General features: G+C 34.5%; 18 protein-coding genes. 15 read left to right on the top strand and 3 right to left on the bottom strand.

Annotated elements, in window-relative coordinates; translation table 11 throughout:
- Positions 1-154: 154 nt before the first annotated feature.
- The 3 genes from DW1_RS11105 to rbr all read left to right on the top strand — a co-directional run bounded on the left by DW1_RS11105 (position 155) and on the right by rbr (position 1,962).
- Positions 155-889: a M48 family metallopeptidase gene (locus DW1_RS11105; RefSeq protein ID WP_074350695.1), complete on the top strand. Its 735-nt coding sequence runs from the start codon at positions 155-157 to the stop codon at positions 887-889.
- Positions 890-1,017: 128 nt separating this feature from the next.
- Positions 1,018-1,230 (top strand): DUF3006 domain-containing protein, encoded by a 213-nt coding sequence (locus DW1_RS11100; protein ID WP_074350694.1) that lies wholly within the window; start codon positions 1,018-1,020, stop codon positions 1,228-1,230.
- Positions 1,231-1,428: 198 nt separating this feature from the next.
- Positions 1,429-1,962 (top strand): rubrerythrin, encoded by a 534-nt coding sequence (rbr, locus tag DW1_RS11095; RefSeq protein WP_074350693.1) that lies wholly within the window; start codon positions 1,429-1,431, stop codon positions 1,960-1,962.
- Positions 1,963-2,092: 130 nt separating this feature from the next.
- On the opposite strand, the gene DW1_RS11090 is transcribed toward rbr, so the two are convergent.
- Positions 2,093-3,481, bottom strand: coding sequence for a sensor histidine kinase (locus tag DW1_RS11090; protein ID WP_074350692.1), 1,389 nt, complete (start codon positions 3,479-3,481; stop codon positions 2,093-2,095).
- A 2-nt stretch (positions 3,482-3,483) separates the two neighbouring features.
- A complete protein-coding gene (locus tag DW1_RS11085) occupies positions 3,484-4,194 on the bottom strand; it encodes a response regulator transcription factor (RefSeq protein WP_074350691.1) in 711 nt (236 codons plus the stop codon).
- Between the two features lie 167 nt (positions 4,195-4,361).
- Between DW1_RS11085 and DW1_RS11080 the strand changes: the two genes are divergently transcribed.
- The 9 genes from DW1_RS11080 to nifJ all read left to right on the top strand — a co-directional run bounded on the left by DW1_RS11080 (position 4,362) and on the right by nifJ (position 16,737).
- The gene (locus DW1_RS11080) at positions 4,362-5,273 is read left to right on the top strand and encodes an ABC transporter ATP-binding protein (RefSeq protein ID WP_074350690.1); all 912 of its coding nucleotides are present in this window, start codon (positions 4,362-4,364) and stop codon (positions 5,271-5,273) included.
- On the top strand, positions 5,273-6,025 hold the full coding sequence (locus DW1_RS11075; protein WP_074350689.1) for an ABC transporter permease: 753 nt from the start codon (positions 5,273-5,275) through the stop codon (positions 6,023-6,025). Before DW1_RS11080 ends, DW1_RS11075 begins: the two co-directional genes overlap by 1 nt.
- A gap of 12 nt (positions 6,026-6,037) precedes the next feature.
- The gene (locus DW1_RS11070; RefSeq protein WP_074350688.1) at positions 6,038-6,769 is read left to right on the top strand and encodes an ABC transporter permease; all 732 of its coding nucleotides are present in this window, start codon (positions 6,038-6,040) and stop codon (positions 6,767-6,769) included.
- 275 nt (positions 6,770-7,044) lie between these two features.
- Complete coding sequence (locus DW1_RS11065) at positions 7,045-8,331, top strand: MATE family efflux transporter (protein ID WP_347499725.1); 1,287 nt, start codon at positions 7,045-7,047, stop codon at positions 8,329-8,331.
- Positions 8,332-8,540: 209 nt separating this feature from the next.
- Positions 8,541-9,476 (top strand): ABC transporter substrate-binding protein, encoded by a 936-nt coding sequence (locus DW1_RS11060; RefSeq protein ID WP_074350686.1) that lies wholly within the window; start codon positions 8,541-8,543, stop codon positions 9,474-9,476.
- Positions 9,476-10,204, top strand: coding sequence for an ABC transporter ATP-binding protein (locus DW1_RS11055; protein WP_074350685.1), 729 nt, complete (start codon positions 9,476-9,478; stop codon positions 10,202-10,204). Before DW1_RS11060 ends, DW1_RS11055 begins: the two co-directional genes overlap by 1 nt.
- A complete protein-coding gene (locus tag DW1_RS11050) occupies positions 10,191-10,949 on the top strand; it encodes an ABC transporter permease (RefSeq protein ID WP_242942484.1) in 759 nt (252 codons plus the stop codon). The genes DW1_RS11055 and DW1_RS11050 overlap by 14 nt, the downstream gene beginning before the upstream one ends.
- 261 nt (positions 10,950-11,210) lie before the next feature.
- Entirely contained in the window at positions 11,211-12,956 is a 1,746-nt protein-coding gene (locus tag DW1_RS11045; RefSeq protein ID WP_074350684.1) for a trypsin-like peptidase domain-containing protein, read from the top strand.
- 259 nt (positions 12,957-13,215) lie between these two features.
- On the top strand, positions 13,216-16,737 hold the full coding sequence (nifJ, locus tag DW1_RS11040) for a pyruvate:ferredoxin (flavodoxin) oxidoreductase (protein WP_074350683.1): 3,522 nt from the start codon (positions 13,216-13,218) through the stop codon (positions 16,735-16,737).
- Between the two features lie 38 nt (positions 16,738-16,775).
- On the opposite strand, the gene DW1_RS11035 is transcribed toward nifJ, so the two are convergent.
- Positions 16,776-16,943, bottom strand: a complete 168-nt coding sequence (locus DW1_RS11035) for a CDIF630_02480 family spore surface protein (RefSeq protein WP_074350682.1) — start codon at positions 16,941-16,943, stop codon at positions 16,776-16,778.
- 201 nt (positions 16,944-17,144) lie between these two features.
- On the opposite strand from DW1_RS11035, the gene DW1_RS11030 reads away from it, so the two are divergent.
- From DW1_RS11030 to DW1_RS11020, 3 genes are read left to right on the top strand one after another with little or no spacing between them, the layout of a single operon-like run.
- Complete coding sequence (locus DW1_RS11030) at positions 17,145-18,071, top strand: acyl-CoA dehydratase activase-related protein (protein WP_074350681.1); 927 nt, start codon at positions 17,145-17,147, stop codon at positions 18,069-18,071.
- On the top strand, positions 18,049-19,119 hold the full coding sequence (locus DW1_RS11025; protein WP_074350680.1) for a 2-hydroxyacyl-CoA dehydratase: 1,071 nt from the start codon (positions 18,049-18,051) through the stop codon (positions 19,117-19,119). The genes DW1_RS11030 and DW1_RS11025 overlap by 23 nt, the downstream gene beginning before the upstream one ends.
- Before the next feature lies 1 nt (position 19,120).
- On the top strand, positions 19,121-20,107 hold the full coding sequence (locus DW1_RS11020) for an acyl-CoA dehydratase activase (protein WP_074350679.1): 987 nt from the start codon (positions 19,121-19,123) through the stop codon (positions 20,105-20,107).
- The last annotated feature ends 46 nt before the right edge of the window (positions 20,108-20,153 follow it).

Below are 20,153 nucleotides of genomic sequence, written 5' to 3'. Positions count from 1 at the left end.
TTCTCTACTTCTTAACAATGACTACAAAATTTATTATATAATAGATTATGTATAAAATTAATAATATTTGAATACTCAACAATAAGCAGAAAATTTATAGAAGTTTATAGAAAATTAATATTAAGAGAAATTATTGTCAGCAGGTGATGATAACATGAAGAACAAAGTATATTTTCTAAAAGCTCAGAACAGAAGCATTCCCTATAGGATTATAAGAACTAAACGTAAAACCATAGGAATAACGGTAGAAATAACAGGAGAAATTAAGGTATCCGCACCCTTATATACTGATGAAAGGCAGATTATTGAAGTAGTTAAGAATAAATCAAGTTGGATTATAGAAAAACTAACTGTAGTAGAAGAAATAAGGAAAAATGTAGCTATTAAACAGTTTGTTGATGGAGAAAAGCTTCTTTTTCTAGGAAAAGAATACGAACTTAAAATGGTAGATACGGATATACATGATGCTAAAGTATTTCCACAAGAAGACATAATAACAGTACATATCCCTAAAAGTATGCAGAATGAAAATAGGAAGCAGTTAGCAAGGGAGGCTTTAGTCATATGGTATAAAAAACATTTTTCTGAGATTGCAAATGAAAGAATCAAGGAATACTCTCAACAGCTTAGGGTGACTCCTTGTAAGGTAACTATTAAAGAACAAAAGACTATATGGGGAAGCTGTAGCTCAAAGGGAAATATTAACTTAAACTGGAGATTGGTTATGGCACCTATCTATATAATTGATTATGTAATAGTACACGAGCTATGTCATATGAAGGTCATGAGTCATTCAAAAGACTTTTGGAATCAAGTAGAACTTATAATGCCTGATTATACTGAGAGGCGAAAATGGCTAAAAGAAAATGGTCATAAGTTAGTGTTATAGTCAAAAAGACTTCAGATGTAGTTTGTAGAATAATGTATTATATGAGCTAGGGATAGTAACATGAAATAGGGCTATTAGCTCTATGAGGATTATTGCAAAGGTAAAAGTGTGATAAAAGGAGGGAAAATATGAAGCTCATAGTAGATAGGTTTGAAGGAGAATATGCAGTTTGTGAAAAAGAAGATGGCACCATGGTAGATATTAAAAGAGATACACTTCCTAAGGAAACTAAGGAAGGAGATATTCTTTTAGTCGAAGGCGATAGCATTATAATAGATGAGCAAGCTACTTTAGCGAGAAAAGAGCATATAAATAAGTTAATGGATGATTTATGGGAATAAACAATGAAATGTTTATCATAGTTGACAAGGCTTTTGGTTCAAGATAGAATATAATATGAGTATTTTTTTGACTTTAATTTTCAGGAGTATTTATTTTAGGACAAGCTATGACATGGCTACATATTTTTTTATTATATTAAAATTAGACACATAACAGCTTTAAGTAATAATCAAATAATAGAGAAAAGGGGAGATATTATGAATATCAAAGGAACAAAAACTGAAAAGAACTTACTAGAAGCATTTGCAGGAGAGTCTATGGCAAGAAATAAGTATACATATTTTGCTTCTGTTGCTAAAAAAGAGGGCTACGAGCAAATTGCTGCTATTTTTGAAGAGACTGCTAACAATGAAAAAGAACATGCTAAGCTTTGGTTCAAGGCACTTGGCGAACTAGGAGACACTGCAGCAAATCTACTTCATGCAGCTGAAGGAGAAAATTATGAGTGGACAGATATGTATGAAAGATTTGCAAAGGATGCTGAAGAAGAAGGTTTTGCTGAACTAGCTGCGAAATTTAGAATGGTTGGAAAAATTGAAAAAGCTCACGAAGAAAGATATCGTGCGCTACTCAATAATGTTGAAATGAAAAAAGTATTTGAAAAAGCAGATGAAACTATGTGGGAATGCCGTAACTGTGGACATCTTGTAATGGGTAAGAAAGCACCTCAGCTTTGTCCAGTTTGTGCACATCCACAAAGCTTCTTTGAAGTTAGAAAAGAAAACTATTAATATTTAAGAAAATACATAAAAGTATGTAGAGAGCCTAGATAAGTTAACTTGTCTAGGCTCTTATAATAGGATTATGTATTGAAGGTGTTATGAAAGCCTACATAGGTAGGGCTGTGTAAATCACCACTGATTAATCAGATTTTATGGAAGGCAATACAATCTCTGCTCTAAATCCTTTTCCAATATCGCTTGATAAAATCAAATGTCCTTGATGTGCTTTTGCAATTCTAGCAACCATTGGCAATCCTAATCCATGTCCATTCTGACTAGAACGCTTTCTTTTAGAAGAAAAAGGCAATTCTAATAACTCAGGAAGTTCATTTCGAGCAATTCCTTTACCATTATCAGCTATGATGAAACTACAGTTCTTATTATTTTTATCATAAGATGTTTGTAGCCATATATGGCAACCATCAGGATTATGGTTAATACTGTTTTGTATCAGATTAGTAATGGCACGTGCCAACAAACGTTCATCTCCATTGACTAGGGTAATTTCATCTAGAATCTTTACTTCAAGCATGAAGTGTTCATCTAATCCATTATTTAGAAATTCAGATGCTATTTGTCTTACCAATGTTGATAATCGGATCAGTTTTTTGTTGAATGGTTGCATTTCATATTCCAGCATAGAAACAAGGTTTAAGTCACTCACAAGAGAACGCAGCTTCTCTGCTTGCTTGCGTATGACAGCTGCTTGTTGCCTTTTTTCTATTGGAATGTCACTACTATCTTCCAAATCACTTGCATAGCCAAGTACCATAGAAAGAGGAGTCCGAATGTCGTGTGAAATACCTGCAATCCAGTTTGAACGAGCCTCATCCCTGCTTTTTAGACTCTCGTTTTTTTGCCGCAACAAAGCTGATGCTTGGTTTACGCTTTGTGCAAGATTGGCTAAGACTCCCTTTGGTTCTACATAGACTTCTGTATCTTCAGCAAGTTCTTGTATACCCTGAGCTAGTGGACGAATGGAGCGAATCAGCTTGGAACCGATGAAAAGTGATAAAAGCAATGCAAGTGCAACATTACCAATGAGTAAAGAAAACATTTTCAACGGTAAAGAAGCAACCCAACTTGTTGGAAATATATGCTGATATTTTGCCAGGCTTTCTTTTGGATATCCTATAACTACTAATCCTTTATCATGTGCCCACACAAAAACGGGATAGTCCATTAAGTAGTTACGAGTAAATTTGGCTACGTCAACTAAAGAATAAGTTTTGTAAAGTTCTTCTGGGAGCCTATAATCCCACGCTACTTGTCCTGTGTCGTCAATTAGCATTGCCCATGCATGATTCTGATTCAGCAATTCTGCCGAGGAGGAATCTAGAGAATAAGTATTGGACGAGAGGTGCAGACCTTTTGCTACATTTTTAACAACAACACCTGGAGAGTGTCCTTCGTTTATACCCTTAAAACCCCAGACAACTAAAAGCATAAAGTTGAAAATCACTAGGAATATGGAAATTATCATGGTTGCACCTATAAAGCGCCTTAAGATTCTTACTGTTCCTTCCATCTTTACACCTCTCTAATCATCAACTTGTACCCTAACCCTCTGATGGTCAGTAAATATTCTGGGGTTGATGGATTATCTTCAATTTTTTCACGGATGCGACGGATATGCACCATAAGTGTGTTTTCATATCCATAATAATCATCTCCCCATGCGGCCTGACAAAGGGCATCACTGGTTACGATTCGGTTCTTATTTTCAAAAAGCTTAGACAGCAAAGCACGTTCTTTTGCTGTCAAAGGAAATTCAGCGCTGTCATTTCGGACAATACAGCCTTCAAGGTCAACAGTACGATTTCCTAATTGAAAGACAGGATATTGTTTCTGATTTGGTGCTGAATAAACTCTTCGCAGAACTGCTGTTAGACGAAGAATTAGTTCTCGTGGCAAAAATGGTTTTACAATATAATCATCCGCACCAAGCCCAAGCCCTAACAAACGGTCCTCATCTTCACCTCTTGCCGATAAAAATAGAATGGGTATATTTGATATTTGTCGAAAGGCAGACAGCAGTGAGAAGCCGTCGCCATCAGGTAGCATGACATCTAGAATGGCGATGTCAGGTTTTATAGACCTGTAAATTTCTAATGCCTCTGCACAATTGGAGGCTTGATAAATGCGCGTAAACCCTTCTTTACGTAAGAAACCATCAATCATATTTCTTATTTCAAACTCATCATCTACGATGAGGAGCTTTTTGTTTTTCAAATCATCCATATATAATCACCTAAATAAATTATATATTACTTTGATTCTTATTTCATCCTTATATTATACCTGTTTTAAGATTTAAGGTTGGCGTAAGGTTATTGTTAGCTTGAAGAAAGGTTCCCCTGATATACTTTGACATAAGAACATTGCTAAATAGATTGGAGGAATTAAGTATGAATCAAATTATCTATACTCATAACCTTTCAAAACGATATGGCAACACCTATCGTGTAAAAGGTGTAAATTTATCAGTATGTGAAGGCGATATTTATGGTTTCCTTGGTCCCAATGGAGCAGGAAAATCAACTACATTAAAAATGATTTTAGGGCTTACTCGACCTACTGATGGTAAAGTAAAGGTCTTTGGAAAAGATTTTAGGACAAACCGACGTCTTATTTTAGCCCAAACTGGTTCTCTTATAGAATCACCATCCTATTATGGACATCTCACAGGGCTTGAAAATATGCGTGTTATTCAAAGATTACGCGATGTACCAGATAAGAATGTAACAGAAGCTCTAAAAATTGTACGTTTGGAAAAACAAAAGGATAAAAAAGTAGGACAGTATTCTTTAGGCATGAAGCAGCGTTTAGGAATTGCAATGGCCATATTATCTTTCCCAAAGCTTTTAATTCTGGATGAACCTACAAATGGTCTTGACCCTGCCGGTATTGGTGAAATTAGAGAGCTGATTAAATCTTTACCACAACGGTATGAAATGACGGTGCTGATTTCTAGTCATCTACTTTCTGAAATTGAGCAAATGGCAACCTCAGTAGGCATTATTAACGATGGCATAATGATGTTTCAAGGCAGTATGGAGGTGCTGAAAAACAAAAGTCGTCCAACTATTATGTTAAAAACACAGAACAATAATTTGTCACAGAAGCTACTTTTTACAAAAGGGTTTTCTCCTGAGCTACATGAAGATTCTTTGATATTTGAAAACCTGACTGACGAACAGGTAGCACAAATAAATAGAAGTTTAGTTGAAGCTAATATTGATGTTCTGCGCATTGAAGAACATAAGAAAAACTTAGAGAGCATTTTTTTAGATATTACAGGAAAGGAGCATAGCTTGTAATGAAAGCAATAAGTCTTGAATTATATAAATTACGTCATAAGTATTTGTTTTTAATGGTGACACTATTTTTACTTGTGGAAATCGGATGGGCATTCATGGCAGCCAGTATGTCGATTTCTCGTAATCCGAATAATGCAGGATGGGAACCGCTTATTGTAATGTTGGCTTCTATGAATGGCCTGTTCTTACCTATTCTCTCAGCTATATGTGTATCCCGTATCTGTGACATGGAGCATAAAGGAAACACCTGGAAATTGTTATTGTCTGTTTCTGTAAGTCGGAGTAAGCTCTATGAGGCAAAATATATTTCTGCATCTATCGTCATGTTATGGGCGTGTTTACTGCAAGTATTTGCCATTATAATATTTGGTATTACCAACGGTATTGGCTCAGTGCCCTTATCTCTATTGCCCCAATTCTTTATAGGAACGGTGTTAGTCAATATGATAATTATAGCACTGCAACAATGGGTATCGATGGCAATAAAAAATCAGGCTTTTGCATTATCTCTTGGTATGGTCGGTGGATTCATTGGATTGGTAGCAGATTTACTTCCGATGAAAGTACGGAGATTTTTTATATGGTCTTACTATACAGGTTTGAGTCCTATTACACAAAGTTATTCAAGTGAAAAAATGCAGTTTATTATACGAGATATGAGTTCATTGCTACCTTTGATGGTGGTGCTTATTGGAGCTGGAATTGGAATCTATCTGGCTGGAAGCATCCATATATCAAGACAAGAGGCATAAGGAGGTTAGGTTATGTTAAGAAGATGTATTTCTGCTGAATGGGTGAAGTTGCGTCATTCCCATATATGGATGATGCTAATGATTCTTCCAGTTATAAGTGTATTGATTGGCAGTGCTAACTTTTACATGAACCAAGGTGTTTTAAAAAAAGAGTGGTATAGCCTCTGGTCCCAAGTTGGCTTATTTTACGGAGAATTTTTCTTTCCCATTCTTATAGCTATTTGCTGTGCGTATATGTGGAGGCTTGAACATTTTAATAAAAACTGGAATATGATCATGACTTCGCCTGTATCAGCAGCTAGTATCTTTGTGTCAAAATTAATAGTGGTGGGCATACTATTGATTTTTGTTCAAATGTTCTTTTTTCTATTGTATTTTTTAGGCGGCAAACTGATAGGCTTAACTGCAGATCTTCCGAATGAAATACCCAGATGGCTATTTCAAGGATGGATGGCTGCACTTACAATCAGCACTGTGCAATTATCGTTGTCAATGCATGTTCGTAGTTTCGCTGCTCCTATTGGTATTTGCTTGTGTGCTGTTTTCATAGGTCTTGGGATGTACGTCACAAATTTGGGGCTATTTTTCCCTCATTCATTATTGACTACTGGGATGGGAGTACTCAGTCAAACAAGTCTTTCATCTGGGGAGAGTCTTTTGTTTTTCATAATGAATCTGCTATATATTGTTGCTACTAGTTTATTAACCATATATCGGATGGGTAAGTCAGATGTAGTTGCCTAATTTAGTGTTACTTTAGTCCTTTATACAGGTGTTTGCCTGTGTATTTTTTCTATATAAATTAAAGTTTGCAGAAAAGTTTTAAGTTTAATTACTTTTGAAATTAATATATAATTAATTTTATGGGTACAAACCTGAAACTTGTTTAGATAGTAATAATAAGATTTGACTTTGATAATTTTCATTAACTAGGAAAGGACACAGATAACATGGATGACACATTAAAGAAAAACTATATTTTTATTAAGAAAGACTTGATGTATCTTATAATTCCATTGATGCTAGAACAACTACTAGCCGTAACAGTGGGGATGGCAGATTCAATTATGGTAGCTCGTGTTGGAGAAAGTGCCGTATCGGCTGTTTCTCTTGTTGATTCAGTAAATATATTATTAATAAACATTTTCGCTGCATTGGCTACAGGTGGTGCAGTTGTTGCAGGTCAATATTTAGGGCAAAAAAACAATGAGAAAGCTTGCAAAGTAGGAGAACAGTTGATTGTATTTGCTACATTTATTTCATTAGCTATTATGACTTTAATGTACATTGGAAGGAATTTTATAATAAATGTGGTATTTGGTCAGATAGAACCTAATGTAGCAGCAAATGCAAATACATATATGCTTATAGTTCTTGCCAGTATTCCTTTTATAGCTATTTATAGTAGTGGAGCTGCACTGTTTAGGTCAATGGGAAATTCTAGAATAACCATGAGAACATCTATGATAATGAACATTATAAATGTTGTAGGAAATGCAATACTAATATTTGGATTCAATATGGGTGTAGAAGGTGTTGCTATTCCAACACTTGTTTCAAGGGCAGTTGCAGCTATTATAATAGTAGCATTACTTAGAGATGAGAATCTTGAAGTTCATATAAGTAAACCATTTCGTTATAAGTATGATAATAAAATGGTGTTTAAGATACTAGGAATAGGTATTCCAAATGGAATTGAAAATAGTATGTTTCAGTTAGGAAAAATTTTATTGTTAAGTGTTGTTGCTGGCTTTGGAACAGCTTCAATAACAGCTAACGCTGTAGCTAATGCAGTAGCGTCTTTTGGCATTCTTCCTGGGTTGGCCATAGGACTAGGCCTAATAACAGTAGTAAGTCAATGTGTAGGTGCAGGTGATTATGAGCAAGTGAGATACTATACAAAACTGCTTCTAAAGTATGCATATATTTCTTTGATAATTGTAAATGTTGCTATAATATTTGCTACACCTCTTATACTAGATATTTATAACTTATCTGCTGAAACCTCAGTCATGGCTAAAAAGATAATTATATTTCATAGTATAAATGCATGCTTTACATGGGCATCAGCTTTTACATTACCTAATGCACTTAGGGCATCTAATGATGTACGCTACACAATGATAGTTGGAGTAGGTTCCATGTGGATTACCAGAATAGGATTTGGTATTTTACTTGCTAAATATATGAATCTCGGTGTGTTTGGTGTCTGGGTAGCGATGATTATTGATTGGATAGTTAGAAGTATCTTTTTTGTAACTCGTTATAGAGGACATAAATGGGAGATTAGAGAAGTATATAATTGATGTTTTCAAGCCCAATTATAAAATTGAAGAGGGCTGAAAGCTATGGAATAGATATTAACAAGTTTTTATTTCACTAAATTTTAAATCTCGCAGTTGCGAGGTTTTTTTAAAATAGTTTATTTTATAAACAAAATTATCAATGACATTGCTTTAACAATATTTTAGAAGTAGAATGAGTATGTGCTATAAATATTATAGGAGGTATACAAATGGGAATTATTAAGAAGCTAGTTTTATCTATTCTTGTTCTATCCATGACATGGATAATTGGCTGTACTCCTAAGGATGTAGATGATGGTCAAAGGGATATAAGAACAGAAGAAAACTTAGAACTTAAGATTGGAGTAATGCCAGCTGTGGACTCAGCTCCTATTTTTATTGCAGATAAAAATGGATATTTTGAAGAATTAGGTCTAGATGTTGATGTCCAAGTATATACAAATGCCATGAACAGACAAAGTGCTCTTCAAAGTGGAGAACTAGATGGAGCAATGACAGATGTTATTGCATTAGTTAACAATGTGCAAAATGGTTTTGACATAAAGGTGACCACTAGTACTGATGGCAGCTTTCCTATATTAGCTAAGAAGAACTTTCAAGGGCAGAAGGACATAAAAGTAGGTCTCATGGAGGTAAGTGTAGTTAACTACCTTTGTGATGAGTTTTTAAGCGAAGAATATAAAGTTGAGAAAATCTTTATCAATGAAATTCCAGCAAGATTAGAGATGATAAATCAGGGACAAATAGATATGGCAGTGCTTCCTGAGCCAGTTGCATCTCAAGGAGAGCTAATGGGTCTTGAAAAGAAAATCTATGAAAGCAAGGATGAGTTCTCTCCTGAGATTATGGTCTTTACAGGAGATTCTATAAAGAATAAAGAAAAGGCTATTAAACTATTTCATAAGGCTTACAACAAGGCTGTAGCAGAAATTCAAAAGGACGAAAGTATAGCTCGTGATATATTAGTAGAGAGATTAGAGCTTAATCCAGAAGTTAAAGATAAGATTACATTGCCTAAATATAATATGGCAAGGCTTCCAAGCCAAGAATATATTGAAAAGATAATGAAATGGAATGAGGAAGTATTAAATAAAAAAATAGACCTAAAATATGAAGAGCTTGTTGAAGGGAAGTTTGTAAAATAATGATAAAAATAAAGGATTTACACATAAGCTACGGAAGTGAGGTGGCTTTAGATAAAGTAAATCTTAATATAGAGAAAAACACAACCTGTGCCATAATAGGTCCTTCTGGTTGCGGCAAGACCACACTATTATATTCTATTGCTGGTCTTATAAAACCTAACAAAGGTACAATATATATTGATGAGAAAGAACTAAAAGGTGTTCGCAAAAACACAGGAGTAATACTGCAGAATTATGGATTGCTTCCATGGAAAACAGTATGGAACAATGTGTTATTTACATTGTTGGCTAGAAATATTAATAAATGTATTGCTTTCAGCAGAACTGAGAGTATACTTAAAGACTTAGGAATTTACGAATATAAGGACAAGTATCCAAATGAGCTAAGTGGTGGACAGAAGCAAAGAGTTGCCATTGCAAGAACATTGGCTTTAGAACCAGATTTGCTACTTATGGATGAACCTTCATCAGCTCTAGATGCTATGACAAAGGAGCATATACAGAATATTATATTAAGTATTTATAGGCAAAAGCCTACTACGTTGATTATAGTGACCCACAGTATTGAAGAAGCTGCTTTCCTAGGCCAAAAGATAGTAATAATGGGAAAAGCTAATATTATTCATATAATTGACAATCCCTACTTTGGAAAAGATAAAATAAGAGAAAATTTAGACTTTTATATGTTCTGTCTAGAAGTTAGGAAGTGGATAAGTGAGGACATTTAAAAAATCAAAAGAAAGACACCTAAAAACCATGTATGCCAGCTTTATAGTATTAATTACATGGCATATCCTACACATTGGATTAAAGTCATCTGTTATACCATCTCCTTTTGATACAGTCAAGAACTTTATTACCATATTTCCTAAGGTTTTAGCTCCACACCTGTTAGTAAGTCTATGGAGAATAACTGTTGCTGTATTGATTTCCTTAATCTTAGGTACTGTCATTGGGGTATGGACAGGAGTAAGCACAAAAGTTGATGACTTTGTTAGCCCTATTATCTATATACTTTATCCTTTACCTAAAGTTGCATTTTTACCGGTGCTTATGATACTTTGGGGGTTAGGAGATTTACCAAAGATTATCTTAATAGTAATTATTATAATATTTCAAATTATTCTTGCAGCAAGAGATGGTGTGAAAGAAATACCTAAAGAACTTTTTATGTCAGTTAGGTCATTAGACTTAAGTAGAATAGATGTATATAGGCATTTAATTTTACCTGCAATACTGCCCAAAATATTTACTGCTCTAAGAATTTGCATAGGAGTTAGTATGTCTATTTTATTTTTTGCTGAAAACTTTGCAACTACCTATGGAATAGGATATTTTATTATGAATAGCTGGAGTATGGTAAATTATCTTGAAATGTTTAGTGGTATATTTGCATTAGGATTATTAGGACTTTTATTATTTAAAGTTTTAGACTTATTAGAAGATATTTTTTGTAAATGGACTAAAATATAGATATATTGTTGCTGGAGAGGGAATGTCATGTCATCATGTGAAAGGTTGAATAGCCGCTAGGAAAATCCTAAGGGATTAAATACAGTTATTAAGTAAGATTCAGGTAAGTAATATTTTTAGTTAGAATTACTCAAATATATAAAGGCAATTTTATATAAAAAACATGAGCAAATTAAAAAACTATTTCCACCCTTTACAATGTATTATGTAATTGGAGAGGTTTATTCAATACACAATGAAATAGTAAAGGGGAGGGTTTTTTTGTTTAAACGCGCTCATAAATTAGCGTATAAGCTTATTATTGTCTTTATTCTTTTTGCAATAATTATACCATCAACTGGAATTGCAAGTAGCATTTCATATGCTACAATAGATACTCGTAGTCTAGCTATGATAAATAAACCAGGAGTAGTATTGATACAGACAGTATATACAGCTGATATTACCTTGTATGAATTTGCATTCGATAGCAGCTTTGAAACTGATATAATTAATACTATTACTATGTGGTTAGAAGATGGTACTATACCAAATACCGAGGAAGCCATGTATTCAGCTATGGTGCAATTGATGATAGATAATATGGCATACTATGCATATAATACAGGTAATATCTATACTGAGACTGCTAGCACAGCTACAGTCGGAACGGGATTTATTGTTACCCCAGATGGCTATCTTGTGACTAATGCTCATGTTGTAGAAACTAATGAGGAGGAGCTGTATCTTAGTTTTGCAATGAGTGCCCTTGAAAATTATGCAGTAAATGGCACTAATGACTTTGTTGCAGAAATGCGATCACAAGGTTATAATATGAGCCAAGAAGAAGTTGACGGTATGTTAAATGCTTTTTATAATTTAATTTCATATAATATGGAGATTAATAATCTTCAGACTAGCTATAACTGCTATCTAGGTAATGTAACTCCAGGTAGTGATGTAAGTGCAAAGGGTGTAGCTCTTGATTTAAGAAAAGCAGGAGAGTCTATTCCAGGTAAGGATATAGCTATTTTAAAAATGGATAAGACCAATTTACCTACTGTTGTAATAGGAGACGATTCAAAGCTTCGTACAGGCGATAAGGTATATGCAATGGGCTATCCTGCAGTAGCTACTCTTGATGGAGCCCTTAATATAGCTCAAGCAATCCAAGAACCTACCTTAACAAGTGGAATCATAAGTGCTCGAAAGGAAATGGCAGGCGGGTGGAGTGTTCTACAAACAGATGCTGCTATTCATGGGGGAAATTCAGGAGGACCATTATTTAATGAAGATGGAGAGGTTGTTGGTATAAATACCTTCATAATGCGTGATGATGTAAGTGGATCACAGGTTGCTGGAATGAATTTCGCTATTCCCATTAGTATAGCTAAGCAGTTTCTAAATGAGATAAATGTAACACCAGTTGAGAGTAATTTTACATCTCAATTTAAAAAGGCATATTCTTTTTTCCAAGAGGGAAGCTACGACCAATCATTAGAGATATTACGAGGATTAAATGAGACAAACCCAGGTTATCCTGTAGTAGCTGAATTGCTTGCTGAGGCTCGTACATTGGCAGACCAACAGCCTAAAACAGATGTGGTAGCAGCTACGGATAAAGAAATAAGTGTGGTACGAGAGCCTGTAGAAGGAAAAAAAGATATCAGCAATGTATTGACTATATCAATTGCTGGAGGAGTAGTTGTTGTTATACTAGTTTTAGTCATAGTATTATTGATTTCTAGAAAGAAGAAAAAATCTAAAGTTTCTACAAATAACTATGTACCCCCAATACAAACTGCTCCAACACCTATTCCAGCTTTAGTTTCATCATCTAAATTAGGTGCAGGTAATAAAGGCTGTCCTAACTGTGATAAGGAAGTGCCTAGAGATTCAAAGTTTTGCGGAGAATGTGGCTATGCTTTTCCTATAGAGCCAATAGCATCAGATAAATGTCCAAATTGTAATAAACAAGTAAAACCAGAGGATACATTTTGTAGCGATTGCGGAACTAGATTGGGCTAGATTAATGCTCAAGTATAAAAAATTAAATACCTTACAAATAAAAGTCATCTTCTACTACCTATCAGAAATATAGACAGTGAGACTATTGATTTAAAGCAGTCACATTTTTGGTGGCTGTTGTTTTTTGGTCAAAAAATACCTGTGTGCCAATTAAATATCAAGAATATGTATGTTTAGAGGAAAATATCACATAATATATCTAGATATTGGTAAGTGAAATTAATCCACAAAATTAATTCATAAGAAAGGTAGGACAATGATGGCAAGAAAATTAAAAACTATGGATGGAAATCAAGCAGCTGCCTATGTCTCATATGCTTTCACAGATGTAGCAGCCATTTATCCAATTACACCATCTACACCTATGGCAGAGGGAGTAGACGAGTGGGCAGCCCATGGGCTTAAGAATTTATTTGGGCAGCCTGTAAGAGTAGTAGAGATGCAGTCTGAAGCTGGTGCTGCAGGTGCTGTTCATGGATCATTACAAGCTGGGGCGTTGACAACTACCTATACAGCATCCCAAGGGCTTTTACTCATGATACCTAATATGTATAAAATAGCAGGAGAATTATTACCAGGAGTATTTCACGTAAGTGCACGTGCCGTTGCAACTCATGCACTATCAATTTTTGGAGATCATCAGGATGTAATGGCTACTAGGCAGACAGGTTTTGCCCTATTAGCTTCTAATAATGTTCAAGAAGTCATGGATTTAGCTGGAGTTGCACATTTAGCAGCTATAAAATCTAGAATTCCCTTTCTTCATTTTTTTGATGGCTTTAGAACATCCCATGAGTATCAAAAAATAGAAGTTCTAGAACATGAGGAACTAGGGAAATTGCTAGACTATGATGCCCTAAAGGCTTTTAGAGAACGTGCTTTAAATCCTGAACATCCTGTAGCCAGAGGAACAGCCCAAAATCCTGATATATATTTTCAAGGTAGGGAAGTTGCTAATCCTTTCTATGAAAATGTTCCAGATATAGTAGCGGACTATATGAAAGATATCAGCCGTTTAACAGGAAGGGATTATAAGCCATTTAATTATTATGGTGCACAAGATGCAGAAGACATTATTGTAGCTATAGGTTCCGTATGTGACACAATAGAAGAAACTATAGACTATTTAATGAGTAAAGGTGAAAAGGTGGGATTAATTAAAGTTCATCTTTATCGTCCTTTTTCATCAAAATACTTCTTTGAAGTATTTCCTTCTACTGTGAAAAGAATAGCAGTTTTAGATAGGACAAAGGAAGCTGGAGCTGTGGGAGAGCCTCTATATCTAGATGTTAAAAGTCTTTTCTATGATAGAGATGAACAACCATTAATTATAGGTGGTAGATATGGATTAGGATCTAAGGACACTAGACCTTCTCAAATAATTGCTGTGTATAAGAATTTAAGAAGTTCTGAACCTAAGAATGGATTTACTATAGGAATTGTAGATGATTTAAGCGGAACATCTCTTCCAGAAGAGGATGTAGTTGATACAACTCCTAAAGGAAATATTGCTTGCAAGTTCTGGGGATTAGGCTCAGATGGAACTGTTGGAGCTAATAAAACTGCAGTTAAAATAATTGGAGATAATACAGACTTATATGCTCAAGCTTACTTCTCATACGACAGTAAAAAATCAGGAGGTTCTACCATATCTCATCTTAGGTTTGGTAAAAGTCCAATTAAATCTTCGTATTTAATTTATAATGCAGACTATATTGCATGTCACAATAGTTCCTATGTAAATCATTTTGATTTAATAAAAGGTATCAATAAAAAAGGAATTTTTGTATTAAACTGTCCTTGGAATGAAGATGAGCTTGAAGAAGAACTACCTGCTTCTTTGAAGAAAGCAATTGCAGAGAATGAGGTTGAGTTCTATACTATTGATGCTATGAAAATAGCCCATGAAATTGGTCTAGGTAATAGAATTAACATGATAATGCAAGCTGTCTTCTTTAAGTTGACAAATGTAATACCTATAGAAGATGCAATCAAATATTTAAAGGAGAACATTGAAAGCTTATATGGGAGAAAAGGCGAAAAAATTGTAGAAATGAACTATAAGGCTGTTGATAGAGGCGTAGGTAGCTTAATTAAAGTAAAAGTCCCTTCTCATTGGTCTCATGCAGAAGACGAAAATACTCTTATAAAAGAGGAGCCTGATTTCGTAAAAACCATCCAAAATCCAATGGCAAGACATGAGGGCGATGAGTTGCCGGTTAGTGCTTTTAAGGGAATGGAAGACGGAACTTACCCACTAGGTACAACATCTTATGAGAAAAGAGGTATTGCACCTATGGTTCCACAATGGCAGACAGAAAAATGTATCCAATGTAATCAGTGTTCTTACATATGTCCTCATGCAGTAATTAGACCATTCTTGTTAGACGAAGAAGAAAAAAACAATGCACCAGATACCTTTGAAACCAAGAAAGCAGTTGGAAAAGGAATTGAAAACCTACATTACCGTATTCAGATAAGCCCTTTAGACTGTACAGGATGCGGAAATTGTGCAGATGTATGTCCTGCTCCAGGAAAGGCTTTAGTAATGGTAGATGCAGAGGAGGAAATAGAAAGACAAGATGAAAATTGGGAGTACGCTTTGACTGTAAGAGATAAAGACCATTTAGTAGATAAGGGTACTGTGAAGAACAGTCAATTTGTAAGACCTTTACTAGAATTTTCAGGTGCTTGTGCTGGCTGTGGTGAAACTGCTTATGTAAAGCTAGTAACTCAGCTTTATGGTGATAGGATGATGATTGCCAATGCTACAGGATGCTCGTCTATTTGGGCAGCTAGTGCACCTTCTATTGCCTATAGTACTACAGCCGAAGGCAGAGGTCCTGCATGGGCGAATTCTCTTTTTGAAGATAATGCAGAGTATGGTTTTGGAATGGCTATAGCAGTAAGACAGATGAGAGAACGATTAGGAGAGCTGATGAGACAGGGACTTGAATCAGACCTTGATGAGGAGTGTAAAGATGCCTTTAGATATTGGCTTGAAAGTATGGAGGATGGAGAACTATCTAAAAAAGCTTCACAGAAAGTCCTAGAGGTATTAAAAAAGCATAACCATAATGATTCTATTACTAAAGAAATACTAGAGAAAAAGGATTATCTTACTAAAAAATCCATATGGATTATAGGTGGAGATGGTTGGGCTTATGATATAGGTTATGGTGGAGTAGATCAAGTATTGTCAACAGGAGAAGATGTGAATTTATTGGTTCTAGATACAGAGATTTATTCTAATACTGGAGGACAATCTTCTAAGTCTACTCCAACAGCTGCTGTTGCCAAGTTTGCTGCGGCAGGAAAAAGAGTAAGAAAAAAAGACTTAGGGCTTATGGCTATGAGCTATGGATATGTCTATGTAGCACAGATTGCCCTTGGAGCTAATATGAATCAAGCCATAAAAGCTATTAAAGAAGCTGAGAGCTATAAAGGACCATCCCTTATTATTTGCTATGCACCTTGTATTAGTCATGGTATCAAGTCAGGAATGGGAACAAGTGTTGCTCAAGAAAAGAAGGCTGTGGAAGCAGGATATTGGCATCTTTACAGATATAACCCTCTATTAAAAGAGGAAGGCAAAAACCCATTTATTCTCGATTCAAAAGAGCCTACTGCTCCATTTAGAAATTTTATAGAAAGTGAAATAAGATACACTCAAATCATGAAGGTATTCCCTGATGTGGCAGATGAATTGTTTACACAAGCTGAGAAACATGCAAGAGAAAGATATGATACTTATAAGAGGCTGGCTGAAATGAAATACTAAATCAAAAATAGGAATAGGCTCTATTTAGGAGCCTATTCCTATTTTTGATTACTATCCACCCACTCTTTAGCATTCATTACTTGATGAAAATCTGGTATAGGAACGTTTGAAACTGGCTGTTTTTTTTCAATATTTGCCCAAGCAGCAGTGTTTTGTCTTTCGATGGGTATTTTCATGTTTTTTTCCTTTCTCTTATTCTTTGACATATTATCACCTCTCAATTATTATTTTCATGAGGGAAAAAAGTATGTAGTAAAATAAATTTAAATTCTATGTTACTAAAACCAACTTATTGCTATATAATCTTCCAATTATTCATAAATTGCAATATAATAGCATTGCAAAGCATTTTTAGAGCATATATGCCTAATTACCAGACTCTAAATGTAGTAAGGGGGATGATATTTATGAAGATAGGTATACCTAGAGCATTGTTATACTATAGATATCACTATCTTTGGGAGACATTTTTTGATGAGTTAGATGTAGAATATATAGTTAGTCCAGATACAAATAAAGAAATTATTAATAAAGGTATGACATATGCAATTGACGAAGCATGTCTTTCTTCTAAAATATATCTAGGTCATGTTGAATGGTTAATAGATAAATGTGATTACATACTTGTACCACGTGTTTCTAGCTATGGAAGTAATGGAACTGTATGTACAAAATTTCAAGCCATATACGATATAGTGAAAAACACTTTTAGAGATAGGAATATAAAGATATTGTACTATAATATTGATGTAAAAAGTGCAGATTTTGAAGCAAGAGCTTTTTTAAAGATGGGTAAGTTTCTTAATAAAAAGAAAGCCCAGTGTATGAGGGCATATTTAGTAGCAAAGCAAGCAGAAAAGACTGCTAGCATCATGGATGAAAAGTATCAAGAACAACTGCTCAATAAAAATGAGATTAAAATTCTTTTAATAGCTCACCACTACAATATTTATGATAAATACATTGGTGAACCTATTATAGAATACCTTAGAGAGATGAGAGTTATACCTATTATAGGCGACATAGCCAATAAAAAACATGCAATTGAAAAATCCTATGACATAACAGAAACACTTCCATGGGCATATAATAAAGAGTTAGTAGGTTCAGTTGCATTGTACAAAGACAAAGTTGATGGAATCATACTAATCAGTTCTTTTAATTGCGGACCAGATTCATTAGTTAATGAAATGATTATTAGACGTGTAAAGGATAAGCCAGTACTTAATTTAATAATAGACGGTCAAGAAGGAAGTGCTGGTATGGAAACCAGATTGGAAAGTTTTCTAGATATAATTAAATTCAAAAAGGATGATTATAGTGGAATTATATAAAGTTTCTTTTCCTCAACTAGGAAATTATAATGTACCCTTAGAGATTCTATTTACCATAGGCCTAGAGGTTGAATATATATCTCCTCCACCTATTACCAAGAGAACATTAGAGATTGGAAGCTGGTATAGTCCTGAGTTTGTTTGTTCGCCATTTAAATATACCCTTGGTAACTTTATAGAAGCTATAGAAGCTGGTGCCAATACTCTAGTTCAAACAGGAGGGGTATGCAGGCTAGGCTATTATGGAGAGCTTGATGAACAAATACTTAAAGACTTAGGCTATAATGTAAGATTTGTAAACATGGCCAAGGCTAAATATTCAAATCCTCTTACATTTTATAACGAGTTTAAAGGGATAAATCCTAATATGTCATTAAAGAGGGTAGCCAAAATACTTCCAGTAGTGCTTAAAATGGTAGAGTATATGGATGAAATAGAAGACTATATAAGGAAAAATATTGGATTCGAAACTGAGCTAGGTTCTTTTGACAATGTTCATAAAGAGTTCTTAAAAAAACTTAGAGAGGTTAGGAATAAAGAAGAATTAAACAATGTTTACAATAGATTTATAAAGGAACTTAAAAGAATTGAAGTAAACAAGCCTAAAAATCCACTTAGAGTCGGAATAGTAGGGGAGTATTATACCATTATGGAGCCTTTTAGCAACCACTATATTGAAAAAGAACTGGCCCAAATGGGAATAGTGGTTGACAGGTGGATGAATATTACAAACTCATTGCTCCATCGTCCTGAGAAGAAAGCAAAGGAGCATATAAAAAAATATGCTAAGTATGATATGGGTGCTACTAGTATGTATACCATAGATAGAGCATTAGAATATGCCAAAAAGGGCTATGATGGCATAATACACGTAAAATCATCAGGATGTACTCCTGAAATTGATGCTATGTCTGTACTTCAAAATATAAGCTCTGATTATAAAGTACCTATACTATACTTTAGTTTTGACTCTCAAACCAGCGATACAGGAATACAAACTCGTCTTGAAGCTTTTTATGACATGATAATTATGAGAAAGGAGAAGTAAAATGAGTAAGGTGTATTTAGGAATAGATATCGGTTCCATTTCAACTAAGGGAGTCATCATTGATGAAGATAATAATATAATTGCAAAAGAATATCTCTGGTCAGAGGGAGATCCTGTTGGGGCAGTAAAACGTCTTCTAGTAGCTTTGAATAATCAGATAGATAAAGAAAAATATCAAGTTGTAGCTGTAGGAACTACTGGTAGTGCTCGTAAGCTAATAGGAGTAATGACTGATGCTGTAGTTGTAAAAAATGAAATCACTGCTCATGCTATAGGGACAACATCACTTTATCCTGATGTTCGTACTATTTTTGAAATTGGTGGACAGGATTCTAAAATTATATTAATAGAAAATGGCATAGTAGTAGACTATGCAATGAATACTCTTTGTGCAGCAGGAACAGGTGCATTTTTATCTAGTCAAGCGCATAGATTAGGAGTTAAGGTTGAAGAGTTTGGGAAAATAGCATTAAAATCAAAAAAACCAACCCAGATAGCTGCTAGGTGTACAGTTTTTGCAGAGTCTGACTTAGTTCATAAAGCACAAATTGGGTACAAAAAAGAGGATATTATAGCTGGTTTATGTAAATCTGTTGTGGTTAATTATCTTAATAATGTAGGGAAAGGCAAAAAAATTCTTCCTCAAATAGTTTTTCAAGGAGGAGTAAGCAAAAATGAAGGGGTAGTAAAAGCCTTCGAGGATGTAATCGGTCATTCCGTAATAGTAGATCCCAATAGCCATTTAATTGGAGCATTAGGCGTTGCAATATTAGCTAAAAAATCAAGGGAGGAAAGACCTTTTACATTTGATATAGCAAATATTGAATTCATAACAAAAGGTGTAGAGTGCGGGAAGTGTTCCAATAACTGTGAAATTATATGTGTATATAAGGACAATGAATTAATAGATGCTTGGGGGAACAAATGTGATAGCGGAGCTATAAAGGTTCCACGAGAAAAAAGAAATAAAGCATTAGTTTCTTTTTAGTTAACTAGCAAAATTTAAGAGCAAATCATTTTGCTCTTTTTTTTAT

The sequence above is a fragment of the Proteiniborus sp. DW1 genome (assembly GCF_900095305.1).
GTDB lineage: Bacteria > Bacillota > Clostridia > Tissierellales > Proteiniboraceae > Proteiniborus.
The sequence above is the reverse complement of the archived record's forward strand: the minus strand, read 5'-3'. Positions and strand labels throughout refer to the sequence as shown.

Excerpts from the sequence above, each read along its gene's own strand:
- DW1_RS11025 (WP_074350680.1), top strand. The coding sequence starts at position 18,049 with ATGATTATAGTGGAATTATATAAAGTTTCTTTTCCTCAACTAGGAAAT.
- rbr (WP_074350693.1), top strand. The coding sequence starts at position 1,429 with ATGAATATCAAAGGAACAAAAACTGAAAAGAACTTACTAGAAGCATTT.
- DW1_RS11100 (WP_074350694.1), top strand. The coding sequence starts at position 1,018 with ATGAAGCTCATAGTAGATAGGTTTGAAGGAGAATATGCAGTTTGTGAA.
- DW1_RS11105 (WP_074350695.1), top strand. The coding sequence starts at position 155 with ATGAAGAACAAAGTATATTTTCTAAAAGCTCAGAACAGAAGCATTCCC.
- DW1_RS11035 (WP_074350682.1), bottom strand. The coding sequence starts at position 16,943 with ATGTCAAAGAATAAGAGAAAGGAAAAAAACATGAAAATACCCATCGAA.
- DW1_RS11085 (WP_074350691.1), bottom strand. The coding sequence starts at position 4,194 with ATGGATGATTTGAAAAACAAAAAGCTCCTCATCGTAGATGATGAGTTT.
- DW1_RS11070 (WP_074350688.1), top strand. The coding sequence starts at position 6,038 with ATGTTAAGAAGATGTATTTCTGCTGAATGGGTGAAGTTGCGTCATTCC.
- DW1_RS11020 (WP_074350679.1), top strand. The coding sequence starts at position 19,121 with ATGAGTAAGGTGTATTTAGGAATAGATATCGGTTCCATTTCAACTAAG.
- DW1_RS11075 (WP_074350689.1), top strand. The coding sequence starts at position 5,273 with ATGAAAGCAATAAGTCTTGAATTATATAAATTACGTCATAAGTATTTG.
- DW1_RS11090 (WP_074350692.1), bottom strand. The coding sequence starts at position 3,481 with ATGGAAGGAACAGTAAGAATCTTAAGGCGCTTTATAGGTGCAACCATG.
- DW1_RS11080 (WP_074350690.1), top strand. The coding sequence starts at position 4,362 with ATGAATCAAATTATCTATACTCATAACCTTTCAAAACGATATGGCAAC.
- DW1_RS11065 (WP_347499725.1), top strand. The coding sequence starts at position 7,045 with ATGCTAGAACAACTACTAGCCGTAACAGTGGGGATGGCAGATTCAATT.
- DW1_RS11030 (WP_074350681.1), top strand. The coding sequence starts at position 17,145 with ATGAAGATAGGTATACCTAGAGCATTGTTATACTATAGATATCACTAT.
- nifJ (WP_074350683.1), top strand. The coding sequence starts at position 13,216 with ATGGCAAGAAAATTAAAAACTATGGATGGAAATCAAGCAGCTGCCTAT.
- DW1_RS11055 (WP_074350685.1), top strand. The coding sequence starts at position 9,476 with ATGATAAAAATAAAGGATTTACACATAAGCTACGGAAGTGAGGTGGCT.
- DW1_RS11060 (WP_074350686.1), top strand. The coding sequence starts at position 8,541 with ATGGGAATTATTAAGAAGCTAGTTTTATCTATTCTTGTTCTATCCATG.